This window comes from Bifidobacterium santillanense (genome assembly GCF_018555385.1).
Classification (GTDB): domain Bacteria; phylum Actinomycetota; class Actinomycetes; order Actinomycetales; family Bifidobacteriaceae; genus Bifidobacterium; species Bifidobacterium santillanense.
Map to the genome: position 1 here is coordinate 19,609 of NZ_JAFEJS010000012.1, position 17,414 is coordinate 37,022.

The 17,414-nt window shown below is 65.2% G+C and carries 18 protein-coding genes and 1 tRNA gene; 17 read left to right on the forward strand and 2 right to left on the reverse strand.

Annotated elements, in window-relative coordinates; translation table 11 throughout:
- Positions 1 to 5: 5 nt before the first annotated feature.
- The 7 genes from JS528_RS09615 to JS528_RS09645 all read left to right on the forward strand — a co-directional run bounded on the left by JS528_RS09615 (position 6) and on the right by JS528_RS09645 (position 7,165).
- Positions 6 to 1,889: a hypothetical protein gene (locus tag JS528_RS09615; RefSeq protein ID WP_214358844.1), complete on the forward strand. Its 1,884-nt coding sequence runs from the start codon at positions 6 to 8 to the stop codon at positions 1,887 to 1,889.
- Positions 1,889 to 3,259 (forward strand): DUF6273 domain-containing protein, encoded by a 1,371-nt coding sequence (locus JS528_RS09620; protein WP_214358845.1) that lies wholly within the window; start codon positions 1,889 to 1,891, stop codon positions 3,257 to 3,259. The genes JS528_RS09615 and JS528_RS09620 overlap by 1 nt, the downstream gene beginning before the upstream one ends.
- 62 nt (positions 3,260 to 3,321) lie before the next feature.
- The gene (locus tag JS528_RS09625) at positions 3,322 to 3,768 is read left to right on the forward strand and encodes a hypothetical protein (RefSeq protein WP_214358846.1); all 447 of its coding nucleotides are present in this window, start codon (positions 3,322 to 3,324) and stop codon (positions 3,766 to 3,768) included.
- Between the two features lie 368 nt (positions 3,769 to 4,136).
- Positions 4,137 to 5,348, forward strand: a complete 1,212-nt coding sequence (locus JS528_RS09630; protein WP_214358847.1) for an RNA-directed DNA polymerase — start codon at positions 4,137 to 4,139, stop codon at positions 5,346 to 5,348.
- Positions 5,267 to 5,575, forward strand: coding sequence for a hypothetical protein (locus tag JS528_RS09635; protein WP_214358848.1), 309 nt, complete (start codon positions 5,267 to 5,269; stop codon positions 5,573 to 5,575). Before JS528_RS09630 ends, JS528_RS09635 begins: the two co-directional genes overlap by 82 nt.
- A gap of 54 nt (positions 5,576 to 5,629) precedes the next feature.
- Positions 5,630 to 6,889, forward strand: a complete 1,260-nt coding sequence (locus tag JS528_RS09640; protein ID WP_214358849.1) for a GH25 family lysozyme — start codon at positions 5,630 to 5,632, stop codon at positions 6,887 to 6,889.
- Positions 6,890 to 6,901: 12 nt separating this feature from the next.
- Positions 6,902 to 7,165, forward strand: coding sequence for a phage holin (locus JS528_RS09645; RefSeq protein ID WP_214358850.1), 264 nt, complete (start codon positions 6,902 to 6,904; stop codon positions 7,163 to 7,165).
- Positions 7,166 to 7,362: 197 nt separating this feature from the next.
- On the opposite strand, the gene JS528_RS09650 is transcribed toward JS528_RS09645, so the two are convergent.
- Together JS528_RS09650 and JS528_RS09655 are read right to left on the reverse strand one after the other, a co-directional pair.
- Positions 7,363 to 8,187, reverse strand: a complete 825-nt coding sequence (locus tag JS528_RS09650) for a tyrosine-type recombinase/integrase (protein ID WP_214358851.1) — start codon at positions 8,185 to 8,187, stop codon at positions 7,363 to 7,365.
- A gap of 102 nt (positions 8,188 to 8,289) precedes the next feature.
- Positions 8,290 to 8,363: transfer RNA gene (locus tag JS528_RS09655), tRNA-Met, on the reverse strand.
- 170 nt (positions 8,364 to 8,533) lie between these two features.
- Between JS528_RS09655 and JS528_RS09660 the strand changes: the two genes are divergently transcribed.
- From JS528_RS09660 to JS528_RS09705, 10 genes are all read left to right on the forward strand, one after another.
- Positions 8,534 to 9,568, forward strand: coding sequence for a homoserine O-succinyltransferase (locus JS528_RS09660; RefSeq protein WP_214358852.1), 1,035 nt, complete (start codon positions 8,534 to 8,536; stop codon positions 9,566 to 9,568).
- Positions 9,569 to 9,832: 264 nt separating this feature from the next.
- Positions 9,833 to 10,054: a hypothetical protein gene (locus JS528_RS09665; RefSeq protein WP_214358853.1), complete on the forward strand. Its 222-nt coding sequence runs from the start codon at positions 9,833 to 9,835 to the stop codon at positions 10,052 to 10,054.
- A gap of 100 nt (positions 10,055 to 10,154) precedes the next feature.
- Entirely contained in the window at positions 10,155 to 10,961 is an 807-nt protein-coding gene (gene atpB / locus JS528_RS09670; RefSeq protein WP_214358854.1) for a F0F1 ATP synthase subunit A, read from the forward strand.
- Positions 10,962 to 11,038: 77 nt separating this feature from the next.
- Positions 11,039 to 11,269: an ATP synthase F0 subunit C gene (gene atpE / locus JS528_RS09675; RefSeq protein WP_214358855.1), complete on the forward strand. Its 231-nt coding sequence runs from the start codon at positions 11,039 to 11,041 to the stop codon at positions 11,267 to 11,269.
- 105 nt (positions 11,270 to 11,374) lie between these two features.
- Positions 11,375 to 11,893: a F0F1 ATP synthase subunit B gene (locus tag JS528_RS09680; RefSeq protein WP_214358856.1), complete on the forward strand. Its 519-nt coding sequence runs from the start codon at positions 11,375 to 11,377 to the stop codon at positions 11,891 to 11,893.
- Positions 11,894 to 11,933: 40 nt separating this feature from the next.
- Positions 11,934 to 12,761 carry a F0F1 ATP synthase subunit delta gene (locus JS528_RS09685; RefSeq protein WP_214358857.1) on the forward strand — a complete coding sequence of 276 codons (828 nt, stop codon included), beginning with the start codon at positions 11,934 to 11,936 and terminating at the stop codon, positions 12,759 to 12,761.
- A gap of 105 nt (positions 12,762 to 12,866) precedes the next feature.
- Positions 12,867 to 14,495, forward strand: a complete 1,629-nt coding sequence (atpA, locus tag JS528_RS09690) for a F0F1 ATP synthase subunit alpha (protein WP_214358858.1) — start codon at positions 12,867 to 12,869, stop codon at positions 14,493 to 14,495.
- A 3-nt stretch (positions 14,496 to 14,498) separates the two neighbouring features.
- Positions 14,499 to 15,419 carry a F0F1 ATP synthase subunit gamma gene (locus tag JS528_RS09695; RefSeq protein WP_214358859.1) on the forward strand — a complete coding sequence of 307 codons (921 nt, stop codon included), beginning with the start codon at positions 14,499 to 14,501 and terminating at the stop codon, positions 15,417 to 15,419.
- A 9-nt stretch (positions 15,420 to 15,428) separates the two neighbouring features.
- On the forward strand, positions 15,429 to 16,916 hold the full coding sequence (gene atpD, locus JS528_RS09700) for a F0F1 ATP synthase subunit beta (RefSeq protein ID WP_214358860.1): 1,488 nt from the start codon (positions 15,429 to 15,431) through the stop codon (positions 16,914 to 16,916).
- On the forward strand, positions 16,916 to 17,212 hold the full coding sequence (locus JS528_RS09705; protein WP_214358861.1) for a F0F1 ATP synthase subunit epsilon: 297 nt from the start codon (positions 16,916 to 16,918) through the stop codon (positions 17,210 to 17,212). Before atpD ends, JS528_RS09705 begins: the two co-directional genes overlap by 1 nt.
- Positions 17,213 to 17,414 lie beyond the last annotated feature (202 nt).

Genomic DNA, 17,414 nt, shown 5'->3' on the forward strand with positions numbered 1-17,414 from the left:
AACCAATGGCAGACAAGCTCAACGACTACAAGGCCATCACGCTGCGCTGCGACACCGCGTCCGACTACATGCCGCAGATCGCGGCCGTGACCGGCGACCGCAACGGGCGAGTCGTCCGCGCCGTCCTCACCAACGGCGGCAAGGACGTCGACCCCGAAGGTATCACCGCACGACTGCTCTACGACCCCGAGCCGGACAACCCGAAGGTGTTCGGCGACCGAATCACCATGACCCCCGTCACGGGGGCGGCCACCGCGACCTTCGAGGCGCCCATCCCATCCAGCGCCATCCAGTCCACCGGCAAGAAGACGCTCGGCCTCCAGTTCACCCAGAACGATGGCAAGGCCAACGAAAGCACCGTCGTCACCCGCCCCTTCACGCTCTACGTCGAGTCCGGCGTCCTCAAGGTCACCTCGGGCGACGCCGCCGGCGAGTTCGAGGAAGCCGTGCGCCGAGCCGAGGCCGCGCGAGATCAGGCCGAGGTATCCGCCGCGAACGCCGCCGACAGCGAGAAACTGGCCGCCCAGCACCTCGCCGACATCGGCACCAGCAAGGAAGAGGCCGCAGCAAGCGCCGCCGCGGCCCTCGCCTCGCAGAACGCCGCCAAGGCATCGCAGGACGCGGCCAAAACGAGCGAGACCAACGCCAAGGCATCGGAAGCCGCAGCCGCCACCAGCGCAAGCAACGCGGCCGACTCGGCCGCCGCGGCCCTTGCCTCGCAGAACGCCGCCAAGGCGAGCGAGGACGCCGCAGCGGCTTCCGCGGCGGCTGCGAAGACCTCCGAGACCAACGCCAAGGCCAGCGAGACCGCGGCCAAGACCTCCGAGACCAACGCCAAGGCCAGCGAGACGGCCGCGGCCGAATCCGCCGCGCAGGCGGCCGCCAGCGACGCACAGGCCGGCCGCTACGCCGATCAGGCCGAGGAATCCGCGACCGACGCCGCCAGCTCGGCCACCACCGCGACCCAAGCCGCCGACAGCGCCACCGCATCCAAGACCGCCGCCAAGGCATCCGAGGACGCCGCCGCAGCAAGCGCCGCCGAAGCGAAGGCCGCCGTGGACGGCTTCGGCCTCGTCGTCGACCAAACCAACACCGTCGCACCCGGCACCAAGGCCAATGTGGCCCTGACCAAGACCGGCCACACCTACCACGCCACGTTCGACATCCCACAGGGCGAACGAGGCGAGAACACCGCCGCCATCTCATCGATCACCCTCGAATACACACCCGGCACCGGAACCCCGGACGTCCACGTCGAAGCCGGCGGCACACCCACCGACCGCACCCTCAAGTTCGTCATGAGCAACCTCGAAGGCGCGGATGGCCACACGCCCCTCGTCAAGATCGGCACCGTCACCACCCTCGACCCCGGAAGCAAGGTCACCGTCACCGGCACCACCGACGACAACGGCGACGTCACCTTCGACTTCGGCATCCCCCGCGGCGCCGACGGCTCGAACGCCACCGTCACCGCCGGAAACGGCATCACCGTCACCGACGGCCAAGTCTCCGCCAAAGCCAAGCCGACGGGCGCGCTCGACGTGTCCACCGAAGGCATCGGCGTGAACGTGGACGACACCACCGTCAAGATCGTGGACAACAAGCTCACCGCCCTCGGCGGCGCCCACATCATCAACGCCACCTTCGCCGTCGCCGACTTCGACGACAACCTCACCGCCACCAAAGCCATCACCGGCCTGCAAGCCGTGAACCTCGTCAGCCCCGCCACCACCAGCGTGGACAACGTCGAGACCTACATCAACGCCAACCCGGTCATTCAGGACCACACCGACAACCCCGACGTCCCCGACGGCTCGCTGCGCATGATCTGCACCAACGAACCCGACGGACCAATCACCATCCGCATCGCAACCATGAAGGAGAACTGATGGTAGTCATCCAAACCCTCTACGGCTCGTTCAAACCCGCCGTACCAGTCACCGGCGTCACCCTGAGCAAGACCGCCGCCACCTTGAAGACCGGCGAATCGACCGACTTCACCGTCACCGTCGCCCCGGACACCGCCAGCAACAAGCGGTTCACCGTCGCCGTCGACAAGCCCGACCTCGTCACCCTCACCAAGGGCGCCGGCAGCACGTACACCGTGGCCGCCAAGGAAGGCACGGACGGCGGCACCGCTATCGTCACCGTGACATCCAAGAGCAACCCCGCCGCCACGGCCAAGCTCACCATCACCGTGCGCGTCCCCGTCACCGCGATCACCGTCGACAAGCCCACCGTCCAAGGCGACACCAAGACGTCCGTCGATGTCACCTTCACCGTCGCACCGACGAACGCGACCGACAAGACCCTCGTCGTCACCTCCAGCGCCCCGACGATCGCCAGTGTGGCCCTCAAGTCCGGTACCACGTACACGATCAGCTACCTCAAGGGCGGCGAGGCGACCATCACCGCCGCATCCAAGAGCGACCCGACCGTCAAGGCCACCGTCGCCGTCACGGCCATCCAGACCGGACCCACCGACGACGAGAAGGTCAAGTACTACACCGACAACCTCGCCAAGGCCAAGGCAGGCACCTACGTCGGCAAGGAAATCAAGGCCGGAGTCGAGCTCTTGGAGGGCTGGACGCCGTTCGACGACACCGGCAAGACCACGCCCGCCGAAATGGTCGCCGCCATCGCCAAGGCCGGCGACGCGAACATCAACGCGATCATCCCCGGCGACTACTTCACCATCACCGCCGGCGGCACGACCTACAAGTACGTGTGCAACGGCCGCGATCAGTACTACATCAGCGGCGACAGCACGAACGGCAAGCACCACTTCACGTTCGTCCCGGACAAACTCTTCCCGACCGCGATGGCCTACTCCACCAGCGGCTCCAACGACTGGAGCTCGTCCACCCTCAAGACATGGATGGAAGGCACCTTCTACAACTCGCTGCCCACGGCAGTCAAGAACAGCATCATCAGTCTCAAGGTGCCGTTCACCAACTACAACGGCCAGCGCAGCGGCGTCGCGTCCAAGGTCTTCCCGCCCTCCGAATGGGAAGCGTTCGGCAAGAAGACCTACTCGGCCGAGACCGCGGGCGGCACCCCGCCGAACAACGCCTACGTCGTCCTGTCCCGCAGCGACGCCAACCGCAAGCGCACCGGCGCCAATAACTGGTACTGGCTACGTTCTGCCCGCTCCGGCGGCACGGACTACGTGCCCTACGTCTACACGGACGGCACCGCGGACAGCTACGGCGCCTACAGCGCGGACGGTGCTGCCCTGCCCTGCTTCAACCTCGGCTAACCGCAGGTTAGCCGTCCACGCCCCGCGCCCTAGCGCGGGGCCTTCCACTGGAGGAAAGCCTTATGAGCGTGCCGGTCGGCAAACGCAAGACAAGCCCACTCGAATGGCAGGTACTCGCCACGGACATCCGCGTCGAGATCATCCGCCTCATGGGCTCGGAGAAGATCGTGCCCAAGTCCATGCGCTTCACGTTGGCGCTGCCTACGGTGAAGGACGCGCACGCCTTGGTCCGGTCGGTCATCCACGCCCGCGACGTCTACCCGACCGACCGGCAGGCCTACGAGCTGCGACGCCGGCATCTCATGGACGCCGTCGGCTGGTGCGACGTGCTGGAGGACGACATGGCCCTGATAAAAGCGATCTGGGACAACACGGACCTCAATAGGTTCGATCGCACCATCGCCCGTCTCGAACGCGAAAAGCTCCTACTCAGGAACCGTATGGCGGCGGACAGGAAGACCGCGCGCGACAAAGGCTTCCTCCCTCATGACTTGGTTGACGGCCAGTAACGTTCTGCCAACTCCGGCAACACGAACAACGTGCCCAACGTCAACACGGACGGCACCGCGAACAACAACAACGCCAACAACACGAACGGCGCTGCCCTGCCCTGATTCACCAACCGGATTCATCCGGCCCCAGCCCAAGTAGCGAAAGCGAACGCAGAGGGATTCTTTGTTGAAGGGGCCGTCAACCATCGCGAAGCCCCTATGGGGCCGAGCGTGAACAAGCACCCGGACGGCGCGGGGCGACCCGCTACCGTGCATGGCCGGACACTGCCGCTCGCCGTCGAACCGGCTCCATGCCCACGCGCCTACGCCACCTGACCCCGACGGCGCACCGAGATGGCGCCGGGTGCCCTCATATGAAAGACCACATGAGCAACCAAGACCGTCGCGAGGCGAGGCGACGCCGCCGCGACGCCAAACGCCAAGCCAACCGCGAAGCCCGCCAAGCGGAGCACTCGTATGACCGCATCCTCGACCTCAACACCCTCCACAAGGCCGCGCACGACGCGGCCAAAGGCGTCCGATGGAAGACCGGCACCCAAGCCTACGAAACCCACCTCATGCGCCAGCTCCTAGCCACCCGCGACAAGCTCGCCACAGGGGAGGACGTCACCATGCCGCTCCGCAGGTTCGACCTCATGGAACGCGGCAAGCTCCGGCACATCCAAGCCGCCAAGTTCCCCGAGAAGGTCGTCCAGAAGGCCCTCACCACCCAGCTCATCCGCCCCGTCTACACGCCCTCGTTCACCGCCGGCAACTCGGCGAACATGAAGGGCAGGGGCACCAAGTACGCGATGGACCGACTCAAACGCCAGCTCGTCCGCCACTACAGGCGATACGGGCGGGACGGCTGGATACTGCTCGTGGACTTCAGCGACTACTTCGGTTCGATACCCCACGAGGGCGTCATCCGGCAGGCCGGCGAATACATCACGGACCCTCGCACCATGCACCTCGTCCGCCAGCTCGTCGACCGCGAGGACGGCACCCACGGCCTCGGCCTCGGCTCGGAACCCTCGCAGGTGTTCGCCGTCGCCTACCCCAACCGGCTCGACCATTGGCTCGAACAGCAATCCGGCTGCGAGGCCACCGGCCGGTACATGGACGACACGTATGTGATCGACCACGACAAACCACGCCTCGAACACGCCCTAACGCACATCGAGGCCGAAGCCCTGCGACTCGGCATCCAAGTCAACCCCCGCAAAACCAAGATCGTGAAGCTGTCCCACGGCTTCACATGGCTCAAGAAGAAGTGGACGATCACCGAGACCGGGCGCATCGTCATACGACCCTCGCGCAAGACCATCGTCAGGGAACGCCGCAAGCTCAAGAAACTCGCCCGCCAAGTGAGCGAGGGGCGCATGAGCATGGTCACCTTCCGCAGCTCCTACGCCTCATGGCGCGGCAGCCTCGACCATCTCGACGCCCGCCGCTCACAACGATCGATGGACGCGCTCTATCTGGAGCTCTGCGACCGAATCGAGAAAGGAAACCCATGTCAGACCCCTCCACCATCACCGTCGTCGTCGCCATCATCGGCTCCGGCGGCTTCGGCGCCCTCGTCCCGTGGCTACTGAACAAAGTCGACTCGCACAACCCCATGCGCGACGGCATCCGCATCCTGCTGTTCCGGGAATTGCAGCAGATACAGCAGGAAACCGTCGCCCGCGGCTCATGCCCGATCGACGACAAGCACACCGCCGAACAGATCTACGACGCCTACGCCGCCCTCGGCGGCAACGGCACCGGCACCGCCATGAACGACTACATCCAACACGCGAAAATCCCCGACAACCACGCATAGAAGAGACCCGAGCCCGCCAAACCGGCGGGCTCACTTAGTAGGAAGGAAACCCCTTTGAACCACAACAAAGGCAACCCCATCGCCAAGATCACCGCGGCCTGCTGCGCCACGATCATGCTCGCGACCCCGGCGATCGCGACCGCCGACAGCGGCGTGGACGTGTCCAACTGGCAGGGCTGCGTCAACACCAGCCGCGCCCAATCCGCGAAGAACGCCGGAACGTCGTTCGCGTTCGTCAAGGTCACCGAAGGCGCCGGCTACACCGACAAGTCCGCCGACTGCTCCATGACCGGCTTCGCCAACGCCGGCATCCGCCGCGGCGTCTACCACTTCGCCCGCCCCGACCTCGGCAACAGCCCGGAGAAGGAAGCCGACTGGTTCATCAGTCAGACCAAGGGCTACGTCAATCAGGGCGTCATCCCCGTGCTCGACTGGGAGCCCGGCGGCAAGTGGAACACGCAGACATGGTGGGCCAAACGATGGCTCGACCGCGTCACCCAAGCGTGGGGCGTCAAACCGCTGATCTACATGAGCGCCAGCGTCGTCCAGTCCGGCGACTGGAGGGCCGTCGCCTCGGCCGACTACGGCCTGTGGGTCGCCGGCTACCCGAGAGGCTACACCGGCGACCGCCTGCGCAACCCCGGCAACGTGCCCTACAACGTCAGCCCGTGGAGCTTCGCCGCCGCATGGCAGTACTCCAGCAGCGGCAACGTCGCCGGCGTCGGTCAGGCTGTGGACGTCAACTGGTTCTACGGCGACGCTGTCACATGGGCCAAGTACGCCGGACAGGCCGACACCAAGCCCGTCACCCCGCCGACCGTCACCCCCGAGGAACCCAAGCCCTCGACCCCGACCGGCGACACCGACACCCTCGCCCGCGCCGTCATCCGCGGCGAATACGGCAACATGCCACAGCGCAAGACGCTGCTCGGCAGCCGCTTCGACGAGGTACAGGCCCGCGTCAACCAGCTCCTAGCCTCCAGCGGTTCCACGTCGTCCGGCTCGTCCGGCTCGACGAGCGTGACCGTCCGCGCCGGCGACACCATGAGCGCGATCGCCCAGCGCACCGGCCTCTACCCGGTCACCGCGTGGAGCGTGCCCAGCGGCAACATCAACCGCATCTACCCCGGCCAGACCGTCACCTACCGCGGCGCGTCCAAGACCACCACGTCCACCACGCGACGCCACACCGTCAGGGCAGGGGAGACACTGGGCACGATCGCGGCCGCCAACGGCGTCAGCGTCTCGCAGATCAGAGGCTACCGGTCCGGTAACCCCAACCTGATCTACGTCGGCGAAACCCTCTACTGGTGAAAGGATATGGAGATGAACGAGGACAACGTGCCCCGGTGGCTCATCCCCAACAAGGTCTATGACGTGCTCAAATGGGTCGGCCTGCTCGTCCTGCCCGCGGTGAGCACCTTCGTCGGCACCGTCGGCCCCGCGTGGGGCCTTCCGTACTCCAACCAGATCATCATCACGCTCAACGCCAGCGGCACCCTCATCGGCGCCGTGATCGGCGCAAGCGCGGTAAAGGCCCAACTGGCCGCCGCGCGCACCGCCAAGGCCCCGGACAAGCCCGAGGCCTGACAAACCACCCCCACCCCCATAGGGTGGGGGCTTTTTCGCGTTTGTGGCACAATGGGACGTGCCATGGAGCCCCACGGGCCGGTGCGATCGAACCGGCGGCACGAAGTCGCAGCCTAGGAGCGGCGGACGTCGCAAAGGCGTGAGCCGAAAGAGCGGGCTTGCCGGTAGCCAAGACGGTTGCGGCCCGGACATGGCACCTAAGCGCCCAAGGCGACGGCGTCCACGGCGACCCTCAGCCGCGAGTCCGGCAGCGCGACGTAGCGCTGCGTCGTCTCCACGCTCTCATGCCCCAAGAGCTTCGACACGAGGAAGATGTCGGCCGTGGCCTGATAGGTCATCGTCGCGTACCGGTGCCGCAGGCTGTGCGTCGTCCATCCGCCCCCTAGGAGAGCGCCGACGTGCTTGCCTATGTAGGACTGCTCGCAGTGCGGCTCCCAGCGTCCGGGGAAGAGGTAGCCTTTGTGCTTCAGTATCTCGGCGGCGAGATCGTCGGAGAGGGGGACTATGCGTTGCTTGTCGCCCTTGCCTCGGACTATGAGGCTCTTGCCGTGAAGGTCGTCCATGACGTCGTCGGAGCTTACGCACGCTATTTCGGCCCTTCTGAGGCCCGCTTCCGCGCCGAGACGTATCATCAGCCGTTCCGACTCGGTTGCGCGGCCCAGAGCGGCCAGAATGACCCTGTCCGGGCATGGTCTGGGGTGCGCCTGCGGTCGCTTCACGCTGGGAAGCCCCTCGGAGGGGTCGTCTGGGCGCCGTCCCGAGTGCTTGAGCCATCGAAAGTACGACACGGCAGCGTTCCGCGAGCTCTTGCGCGTCTCGGGCTTCCAGTCGTGGTCCGCGTACCACTCGACGATGTCCTCGACGGTCACGTCCAAGGGGCTGCCGCCGAGGCCGAGGCTGAGGGCCTGTATCTGGTAGCGGCGCGTCTTGCGCGTCTGTTCGGAGTAGCCGGCCGCCCTCAGTGAGGCCAGCCATTTGTCTATCGATTCGCGCCATTGCGGCGCCGGTTGTTTAGTAGCCATGTCACGCCATCGTCAATCGCTGTGGAAGGGCCGTCGGTAGGGGAACGCCGAAGGATACGAAAAAGGCCGCCAACGATTACGTTGACGGCCTTCCGCTGTTAGTAGCGGGGCTAGGATTTGAACCTAGGACCTCTGGGTTATGAGCCCAGCGAGCTACCGAGCTGCTCCACCCCGCGTCGGCTTGTCTTTGCGACAGCTCTATCTAATTTACCGTCGAATCGAAATACGTCAACCCCGGCGTGTCGCGCCGTGGGGGCGTGGAAAACCGACGTGGTGATAAGCGGCCATAACCACAAGCTATGGGGCCCGCCGCGCCGCATATCCGCATAGTGGCCATAATGAAGACATGCCTATCAAGATCCCCAGCGGCCTTCCGGCCAGAGCCATCCTCGACTCGGAGCGCATCTTCGCGCTCGAGAAGCCCGAGGCGGAGCGTCAGCGCGTCCGCCCGCTCAGGCTGGTGATCCTGAACCTCATGCCCAAGAAGATCGAGACCGAGACCCAGCTGCTGCGTCTGATCTCGAAGTCCCCGCTGCAGGTCGAGGTCGACTTCATGAAGACCTCCACGCACGAGGCCACGCACGTCAGCCGCGACCATCTGGTCAAGTTCTACGAGACGCTCGACGCGTTCCGCGACAACTACTACGACGGCTTCGTCGTCACCGGCGCGCCCGTCGAGCACATGCCGTTCGAACAGGTCGATTACTGGGACGAGTTCCGGTCGATCCTCGACTGGGCGTCCACCCACGTCTTCTCCACGATGTACCTGTGCTGGGGCGCGATGGCGGCGCTCCACGAACGCTACGGCGTGCGCAAGGTCGACTACGCGAAGAAGGTGTTCGGCGTCTTCCCGCAGTACCTGCAGGACGAGTACTGCTTCCTGACCAACGGCTTCGACGAGATCGCCCTGCAGCCGCATTCGCGCCTCGCGGGCGTGAACGAGGACGACGTGCGCGCCAACCCGGACCTGCAGATCCTCACGTGGGGGCCGCGCTCCGGCCCGGGCCTGATCGCCACGCGCGATTTCTCCGAGGTGTTCGCCCTCGGCCACTGGGAGTACGGCAAGTACACGCTCGCCGAGGAGTACGAGCGCGACATGAAGAAGGGAATGGACAATGTGCCGTTCCCGGAGAACTACTTCCCGCACGACGACCCGTCGCTCGAGCCGCTGTTCGCCTGGCGCGCGCACGCGAACCTGCTGTGGCGCAACTGGCTCAACTGGGTGTACCAGACCACGCCGTATGACCTCGCGGAGGTACCGGAGCTGCGCGCCGAGAAGCGCCTCGGCACCGACCGCTCGATCCGTCACGAGCCGGGCGGTCCGCGCGGGGACGACTTCGCGCCGTTCATCCGCGACGGCTACGGCGTGATCCGGCACTGATCCGGCGCCGGCCGGGCCGTTCGACCGTGAACCGTCCGCAGGGTGGCTCACCTTGGTCCGACTGGCGAACCGTGGCCTGTCCGCATCGTGGACGCGAAAAGTTGCGGAACGACGGCGAATTCAGGCGCCGGACGCCCCTGTGTCCGGTATCGGGGCGTCCGTTGGCGGCGTGTCTTGGAGGGTTCTCACGGTAAGGGCTTACAAATTTCCGGCCTGGCAGTCGATGTCATATAGACAGCGAAAGTCCTGTTGTCCAAGAGATAGATGGCGAAGGAAACGCCCGGGAAAGCGCTGGAAAACAGCCTCAATCAACAGGACACGTCCACGGGCCTTGGCGCGGGTTTGATTTTGTCCGAACACAGGCCAATAATCACAGTTCAGTCATTCGGAGCCGAATGCTGCGACGATCGCGTTCGGGTCCGGGCGCGCCCGCCGCGGCAGCCGGTGCCGGAATCGGTCGAGAGGAAGAAGGAGACGGTCGCGTGATGCATCGTATGACGCATCCCATGCGGTAACGTCTCGGACATATTCGCCCTCCCGTCGGGTATAGACTGACAGCTGATTTCAAGAAGCAGGAGGTGCGAGAATGAACGATGCCCTGATCGGGCTCACTCTGGCCGCCGAAGGACCGGAGCTCCCCACCATCAATGATTTCCTCCTTCCCCAGATCATCTTCCCGGGCACCCCGTTCGCGATGGACCGCATCATTCTGGTGCGCGTCCTGGCCACGGCCATCATGCTCATCGTGCTCGGCGTCACCGCCGCGCGCGTCAAGTTGATCCCCGGCCGTTGGCAGGCCGCCGTCGAATGGGTGCTGGATTTCGTTCGTGACCAGATCGTCTATCAGGTGATGGGCGAGAACCGCGGCAAGCGCTACGTGCCGATGATCACCACCATGTTCCTGACCATCCTGGTCTTCAACCTGTGCGGCATCATCCCGGGCTTCAACATCGCGGCCACCGCCACGATCACGATGCCTCTGGTGTTCGCCGGATGGTGCTTCGTGCAGTACTGGATCGCCGGCATCCGAGAGAAGGGCCTCGGCGCCTTCCTCAAGGACGAGCTCTTCCCCAAGGGCGTGCCCGCGCCGATCTACATCCTGCTCACGCCGATCCAGATCCTCGAGCTCATGGTGATCCGTCCGGTCTCCCTGACCCTGCGACTCTTCGCGAACATGGTCTCCGGCCACATCACCGTGGCCCTGTGCCTCGCGGCCACCCAGTGGTTCCTCATCGACGGCCCGAACAAGATCATGGCCATCCTCGGCATCGGCACCTTCGCCGCCGGCCTGTTCATGACCCTGTTCGAGATGCTGGTCGCGTGCTTGCAGGCGTTCATCTTCGCGATGCTGACCACTGCGTACATCAACATGAGCTACCCGGAAGCCGAATAAGGCGAAGCCGGAACGGCAATTCAAGATTTTCCAAGATTTCCTTCGTTACCGAAGAAAAACCAGAAAGGAACAACCCCATGGATATCATCACCCTCGCTGAGGTCTCTGGTAATCTCAACGCAATCGGCTACGGCCTCGCGGCCATCGGCCCCGGCATCGGTCTGGGCATCCTGATCGGCAAGACCATCGAGTCCACCGCGCGTCAGCCCGAGATGGGCGGCCGCCTGCAGACCCTGATGTTCCTGGGCCTCGCGTTCGTCGAGATCCTGGCCCTCCTCGGACTGGTCGCCGGCTTCCTCTTCCAGTGATTGCCGCGCGCGTCGGGTTCGCGTGTGTCCCCGCGGGACCGCGCCGGGCGCCGTCGCGCAACGTGGTAGTCGAAGGAAAGTGAAGCAAACGAAAGGAGAACGAATATGACTTTCGCGGCAGAGGGCGGCATCTCGCTGTTCATCCCCAAGGTCTACGACATCGTGTGGTCGCTCATCATCCTGGCGATCGTCGCGCTGTTCTTCTACAAGTTCTTCATGCCGAAGTTCCAGGCCGTGTTCGACGAGCGCGCCGCCAAGATCGAAGGCGGCATCGCGAAGGCGGAGCAGGCCCAGAAGGACGCCGATGCGGCGAAGGCCAAGTACGAGGCCCAGCTGAGCACCGCCCGCGTCGAGGCGGCCAAGATCCGCGACGACGCCCGTGCGGAGGCATCGCACATCATCGCCGACGCCCGTTCCCGCGCCGAGTCCGACGCGGCGCAGATCACCGCCAACGCGCAGCGCTCCATCGAGTCGCAGCAGCAGCAGGCGCTGGTCTCCCTGAAGGGCGAGGTCGGCACGCTGGCCACCGCGCTGGCGGGCAAGATCCTCGGCGCGAAGCTCGAAAGCAAGGACGTGCAGTCGTCGATGATCGATTCGATGCTCGACGAGCTGGACAAGAAGTGATGTTGGACATCGTCAACCGCAATCGGAAAGGGAGGTGACCATGCGAGGAGAGGCATCGCGTATCGCTGACCGCGAGTCGCGTGATTCGCTGGCCCCGAAGCTGCGCGACACCGGCAAGGACGCGTGGCGGATCGGCAACGAGCTGTTCAAGATCACCGGTGTGCTGGACCGCAACATCGCGCTCGAGCGCGCGCTGACGGACCCCTCGAGGCCGGTCGCCGACAAGACCGCCGTCCTCAAGGAGCTCTTCAAGGGCGCCGAGCACCCGATGACGATGGAGATCATGCTCGATCTGGTCGCCCGTCGTTGGTCGCGCGCGAGGGACATCGCCAACGCGGTCGAGGACTTCGGCGTGGACGCCATGATGTACTACGCGGATGCCACCGGCACCACGCTGCAGGTGTCCATCGAGCTGTCCGAGCTGCACTCGGCCCTGCTGGGTCTGCCGGTCGTGCGCGCCAAGCTGTACGACGACCAGGCCTCCAGCGAGGCCCGCGTCAAGCTGTTCCGCGAGGTGTTCGAGGGCAAGAACCTCAACGTCGTCACGATGAGGCTCGCCGAGCACGCGACCTGCAACCTGCGTCGCCGTCGCTATCTGGAGACCATCCAGTGGCTCATCAACAAGTTCTCCCGCCACATGGGCGAGTCGATGGTCACCGTGACCACCGCAAGCCCGCTGACGAAGGAGCAGAGCGAGCGTCTGGAGAAGATCTACACGGCCAAGGCCGGCCGTCCGGTGCACATCAACCCGGTGGTCGACCCGAGCGTGCTGGGCGGCATGCGCATCCAGATCGGCGACGAGGTCACGGACAACACCGTGGTCGCGCAGCTGCAGCACCTGCACCGCACGGTGAAGGCCGGCGCCTGAGCCGACGGCCGTGCCGTGCCGGGCCCGGACATCCGTGCCCACACCAGTCGCAAGACTGAGCAAAGCAAGACTTGGGAACCCAAGAAAAACAATGAAGGAGTGATCATGGCAGAACTGACCATCGATCCCGCCTCGATTCGCAAGGCCCTCGACGACTTCGTGTCGTCGTACCAGCCGAGCAGCACGCCCACCCAGGAGGTGGGTTATGTCGCCACGGCCGGTGATGGCATTGCGCACGTGACGGGATTGCCTGGTTGCATGGCCAATGAGCTGCTGACGTTCGAAGACGGCACGCTCGGCCTGGCGTTCAACCTTGACGCCCGTGAGATCGGCGTGGTTATCCTCGGCGATTTCGCTGGAATCGAGGAGGGCCAGGAAGTGCGCCGCACCGGCGAAGTGCTCTCCGTGCCCGTCGGCGACGGCTACCTCGGTCGCGTCGTGGACCCGCTGGGCAAGCCGATCGACGGCCTCGGCGAGATCAAGAGCGAAGGCAGGCGCATCCTCGAGGCCCAGGCCCCGGACGTGATGCACCGTCACCCGGTCGACGAGCCGCTGTCCACCGGCCTCAAGGCCATCGACGCGATGACCCCGATCGGCCGCGGCCAGCGCCAGCTCATCATCGGCGACCGCCAGACCGGCAAGACCGCCATCGCGATCGATACGATCATCAACCAGAAGGCGAACTGGGAATCCGGCGATCCGAAGAAGCAGGTGCGCTGCATCTACGTGGCCGTGGGCCAGAAGGGCTCCACCATCGCCTCGGTGCGCCAGAGCCTCGAGGACGCGGGCGCCATGGAGTACACCACCATCGTGGCCTCCCCGGCCTCCGATTCCGCCGGCTTCAAGTACATCGCCCCGTACACCGGCTCGGCCATCGGCCAGCACTGGATGTACAACGGCAAGCACGTGCTCATCGTCTTCGACGATCTGTCGAAGCAGGCCGAGGCCTACCGTTCGATCTCGCTGCTGCTGCGTCGTCCGCCGGGGCGCGAGGCCTACCCGGGTGATGTCTTCTACCTGCACTCCCGTCTGCTCGAACGCTGCGCCAAGGTCTCCGACGACCTCGGCGGCGGCTCGATGACGGGTCTGCCGATCGTCGAGACGAAGGCGAACGACGTGTCCGCCTACATCCCGACCAACGTGATCTCCATCACCGACGGTCAGATCTTCCTGCAGTCCGATCTGTTCAACGCCAACCAGCGTCCGGCCGTGGACGTCGGCATCTCGGTCTCCCGAGTCGGCGGCGCCGCGCAGACCAAGGCGCTCAAGAAGGTCTCCGGCACGCTGAAGATCTCCCTGGCGCAGTACCGTTCGCTGGAATCCTTCGCGATGTTCGCGTCCGATCTGGACGCCGCGTCCAAGGCCCAGCTGACGCGAGGCGCGCACCTGACCGAGCTGCTCAAGCAGCCGCAGTTCCACCCGTACTCGATGGAGCAGGAGGTCGTGTCCGTCTGGACCGGCACCCACGGCAAGCTCGACGACCTCGATCTGGCCGACGTGCTCCCGTTCGAGCAGGGACTGCTGGACTACCTTGATCACAACACCGATATCCTGAAGACCATCCGCGAGACCGAGGACTTCACCAAGGACACCGAGGCCGCCCTCGACAAGGCGGTGGACGCGTTCCGCGCGACGTTCGTCTCCTCCAACGGCAAGCCGCTGGTCGAGAAGAAGCCCGTCGTGTCCCAGTCCGCACCGGTCCAGCAGGAAAAGATCGTGGCGGGAGAGAAATAAGCCATGGGCTCGCAACTCGCATTGAAATCACGCATCCGCTCCACCGAGTCGTTGGAGAAGATCTTCAACGCCCAGGAGATGATCGCGTCTTCGCACATCGCCAAGGCACGTGACGTCGCCTTGAACGCGAAGCCGTACACCGATGCGATTTTCGATGCCGTGCAAGCGCTGGTGGCGCACACCCATATCACGCATCCGATCGCGGTGAAGGACGAGAACAACCCGCGCGTGGCCGTTCTCGCCCTCACCTCGGATCGTGGCATGGCCGGCCCGTACACCTCTTCGATCATCCGAGAGACGGAGACGCTGCTCGCCCGTCTCGAGGGTGAAGGCAAGAAGCCGGAGCTGTTCGTGTACGGGCGTCGCGGTTCGACGTACTACAAGTACCGCAACCGTGACGTCGTGGCCACGTGGGAGGGCGACACCGACCAGCCCGGCGTGGAAATCGCCGAGACCATCTCCAACACCCTGATGGACGCCTACATGAAGCCGGCGGACCAGGGCGGAGTCTCGGAGCTCTACATCGTCTACACCGAGTTCATCAACATGGTGGTGCAGAAGGTGCGCGTGCTGCGCATGCTGCCCGTCGAGATCGTCGGGAACACGGCCTCCGTGCCGGATCCGGACCAGGAGGTCGACACGGCGAACATGTCGCCGCTGTACGCCTTCGAGCCGAGCCTCGACGAGGTGCTGGACGCGATCCTGCCGAAGTACATCCAGTCCCGCATCCACGAATGCCTGCTGACCGCCGCCGCCTCCGAGACGGCGAGCCGCCAGAACGCGATGCACACGGCCACCGACAACGCACGCAACCTGATCGACACCCTCACGCGCAAGCTCAACGCCTCGCGCCAGGCCTCGATCACCCAGGAACTTACCGAGATCATCGGCAGTGCCGATGCTCTGAATACAAAGGAAGAGTAGGAACGCACTATGGCTGTAAACCAGACCACTGCGGCTTCCGAGACCAACGGCGAGCCGATTCACGGACGCGTCACCCGTGTCCAGGGCTCGGTCATCGACGTTGAATTCCCGGTGGGCCATCTGCCCGACATCTACAACGCCCTGCACGTGACCATCGTCAACACGGGCGCCAAGGAGGAGGGCGAGGCCAAGTCGACCGAGATCACCCTCGAGGTCGAACAGCACCTCGGCGACTCCACGGTGCGCTGCGTCGCCCTGAAGCCGACCGACGGCCTCGTGCGCGGCGCCGCCGTGTACGACACCGGCGCCCCGATCTCCGTGCCGGTCGGCGACGTGACCAAGGGCCACGTTTTCGATGTCGCGGGCAACATCCTCAACAAGAAGCCGGACGAGAAGATCACCGTCAAGGAGCGTTGGCCCATCCACCGCAACCCGCCGGCGTTCGATCAGCTGGAGTCCAAGACCCAGATGTTCGAGACGGGCATCAAGGTCATCGACCTGCTGACCCCGTACGTGCAGGGCGGCAAGATCGGTCTGTTCGGCGGCGCAGGCGTCGGCAAGACGGTCCTCATCCAGGAGATGATCCAGCGCGTGGCGCAGAACCACGGCGGCGTCTCCGTGTTCGCCGGCGTCGGCGAGCGCACCCGTGAGGGCAACGATCTGATCGGCGAGATGGACGAGGCCGGCGTTCTGGAGAAGACCGCCCTGGTCTTCGGCCAGATGGATGAGCAGCCGGGCACCCGTCTGCGCGTCCCGCTGACCGCTCTGACGATGGCCGAGTACTTCCGCGACGTGCAGAACCAGGACGTGCTGCTGTTCATCGACAACATCTTCCGCTTCACGCAGGCCGGTTCCGAGGTGTCCACGCTGCTGGGCCGTATGCCTTCCGCAGTGGGCTACCAGCCGAACCTGGCCGATGAGATGGGTGCTCTGCAGGAGCGCATCACCTCGACGCGAGGCCACTCCATCACCTCGCTGCAGGCCATCTACGTGCCGGCCGATGATTACACCGACCCGGCCCCGGCCACGACCTTCGCCCATCTCGACGCGACGACCGAGCTGTCCCGTGACATCGCGTCCAAGGGCATCTACCCGGCCGTGGACCCGCTGTCCTCGACCTCGCGAATCCTCGATCCGCGTTACGTCGGCCAGGCCCACTACGAGTGCGCCAACCGCGTCAAGGCGATTCTGCAGCGTAACAAGGAGCTGCAGGACATCATCGCCCTGATCGGTATCGACGAGCTCTCCGAGGAGGACAAGACCACCGTCAACCGCGCCCGCCGCATCGAGCAGTTCCTCGGCCAGAACTTCTACGTGGCCGAGAAGTTCACCGGTCGCCCGGGCTCCTACGTGCCGGCCGACGAGACCATCGAGGCCTTCACCCGCATCTGCGACGGCGTGTACGACGACGTCCCGGAGCAGGCGTTCTCCGGCATCGGCGGCATCGACGACCTCGAGGAGAAGTGGCACAACATGCAGAAGGAACTGGGTGCGTGATGGCTGGATCGGACAAGACCACGATGCAGGTCAACATCGTCGCGGCCGACCACCCCGTGTGGCACGGCGAGGCGAAGAGCGTGACCATCCCCGCCTACGAGGGCGGCATGGGCATCCTGCCGAACCATGAGCCGGTGCTCACGGTCATCAAGCAGGGTACGGTCACCGTGGTTGAACCCGACGACGACCGTCATATGTTCGAAGTCACCGACGGATTCATCTCCTTCGATTCGAACAAGCTCACCGTGGCCGTCGAGCGCGGCCGCGACGTGCAGTACTCCACCACGGAGCAGTGACCCTTCGCATCGCGAACGCATGAAGCGCCCCGGCGCCCGTTCACTCGGGTACCGGGGCGCTTTCGCATGTCCGGCGCCGTGCGGGCGGGGGAGTCTGGGAGTCTCGCCGACGGTGCTGCGGATCCCAGGGGAGGGGGTCCGGCGCCTCTCCCGATTCGAGGTGCGACTTGCGGCGGGTGACGGTTCGCGATGACAATGGGGT

Excerpts from the sequence above, each read along its gene's own strand:
- JS528_RS09615 (WP_214358844.1), top strand. The coding sequence starts at position 6 with ATGGCAGACAAGCTCAACGACTACAAGGCCATCACGCTGCGCTGCGAC.
- JS528_RS09620 (WP_214358845.1), top strand. The coding sequence starts at position 1,889 with ATGGTAGTCATCCAAACCCTCTACGGCTCGTTCAAACCCGCCGTACCA.
- JS528_RS09625 (WP_214358846.1), top strand. The coding sequence starts at position 3,322 with ATGAGCGTGCCGGTCGGCAAACGCAAGACAAGCCCACTCGAATGGCAG.
- JS528_RS09630 (WP_214358847.1), top strand. The coding sequence starts at position 4,137 with ATGAGCAACCAAGACCGTCGCGAGGCGAGGCGACGCCGCCGCGACGCC.
- JS528_RS09635 (WP_214358848.1), top strand. The coding sequence starts at position 5,267 with ATGTCAGACCCCTCCACCATCACCGTCGTCGTCGCCATCATCGGCTCC.
- JS528_RS09645 (WP_214358850.1), top strand. The coding sequence starts at position 6,902 with ATGAACGAGGACAACGTGCCCCGGTGGCTCATCCCCAACAAGGTCTAT.
- JS528_RS09650 (WP_214358851.1), bottom strand. The coding sequence starts at position 8,187 with ATGGCTACTAAACAACCGGCGCCGCAATGGCGCGAATCGATAGACAAA.
- JS528_RS09660 (WP_214358852.1), top strand. The coding sequence starts at position 8,534 with ATGCCTATCAAGATCCCCAGCGGCCTTCCGGCCAGAGCCATCCTCGAC.
- JS528_RS09665 (WP_214358853.1), top strand. The coding sequence starts at position 9,833 with ATGGCGAAGGAAACGCCCGGGAAAGCGCTGGAAAACAGCCTCAATCAA.
- atpB (WP_214358854.1), top strand. The coding sequence starts at position 10,155 with ATGAACGATGCCCTGATCGGGCTCACTCTGGCCGCCGAAGGACCGGAG.
- atpE (WP_214358855.1), top strand. The coding sequence starts at position 11,039 with ATGGATATCATCACCCTCGCTGAGGTCTCTGGTAATCTCAACGCAATC.
- JS528_RS09680 (WP_214358856.1), top strand. The coding sequence starts at position 11,375 with ATGACTTTCGCGGCAGAGGGCGGCATCTCGCTGTTCATCCCCAAGGTC.
- JS528_RS09685 (WP_214358857.1), top strand. The coding sequence starts at position 11,934 with ATGCGAGGAGAGGCATCGCGTATCGCTGACCGCGAGTCGCGTGATTCG.
- atpA (WP_214358858.1), top strand. The coding sequence starts at position 12,867 with ATGGCAGAACTGACCATCGATCCCGCCTCGATTCGCAAGGCCCTCGAC.
- JS528_RS09695 (WP_214358859.1), top strand. The coding sequence starts at position 14,499 with ATGGGCTCGCAACTCGCATTGAAATCACGCATCCGCTCCACCGAGTCG.
- atpD (WP_214358860.1), top strand. The coding sequence starts at position 15,429 with ATGGCTGTAAACCAGACCACTGCGGCTTCCGAGACCAACGGCGAGCCG.
- JS528_RS09705 (WP_214358861.1), top strand. The coding sequence starts at position 16,916 with ATGGCTGGATCGGACAAGACCACGATGCAGGTCAACATCGTCGCGGCC.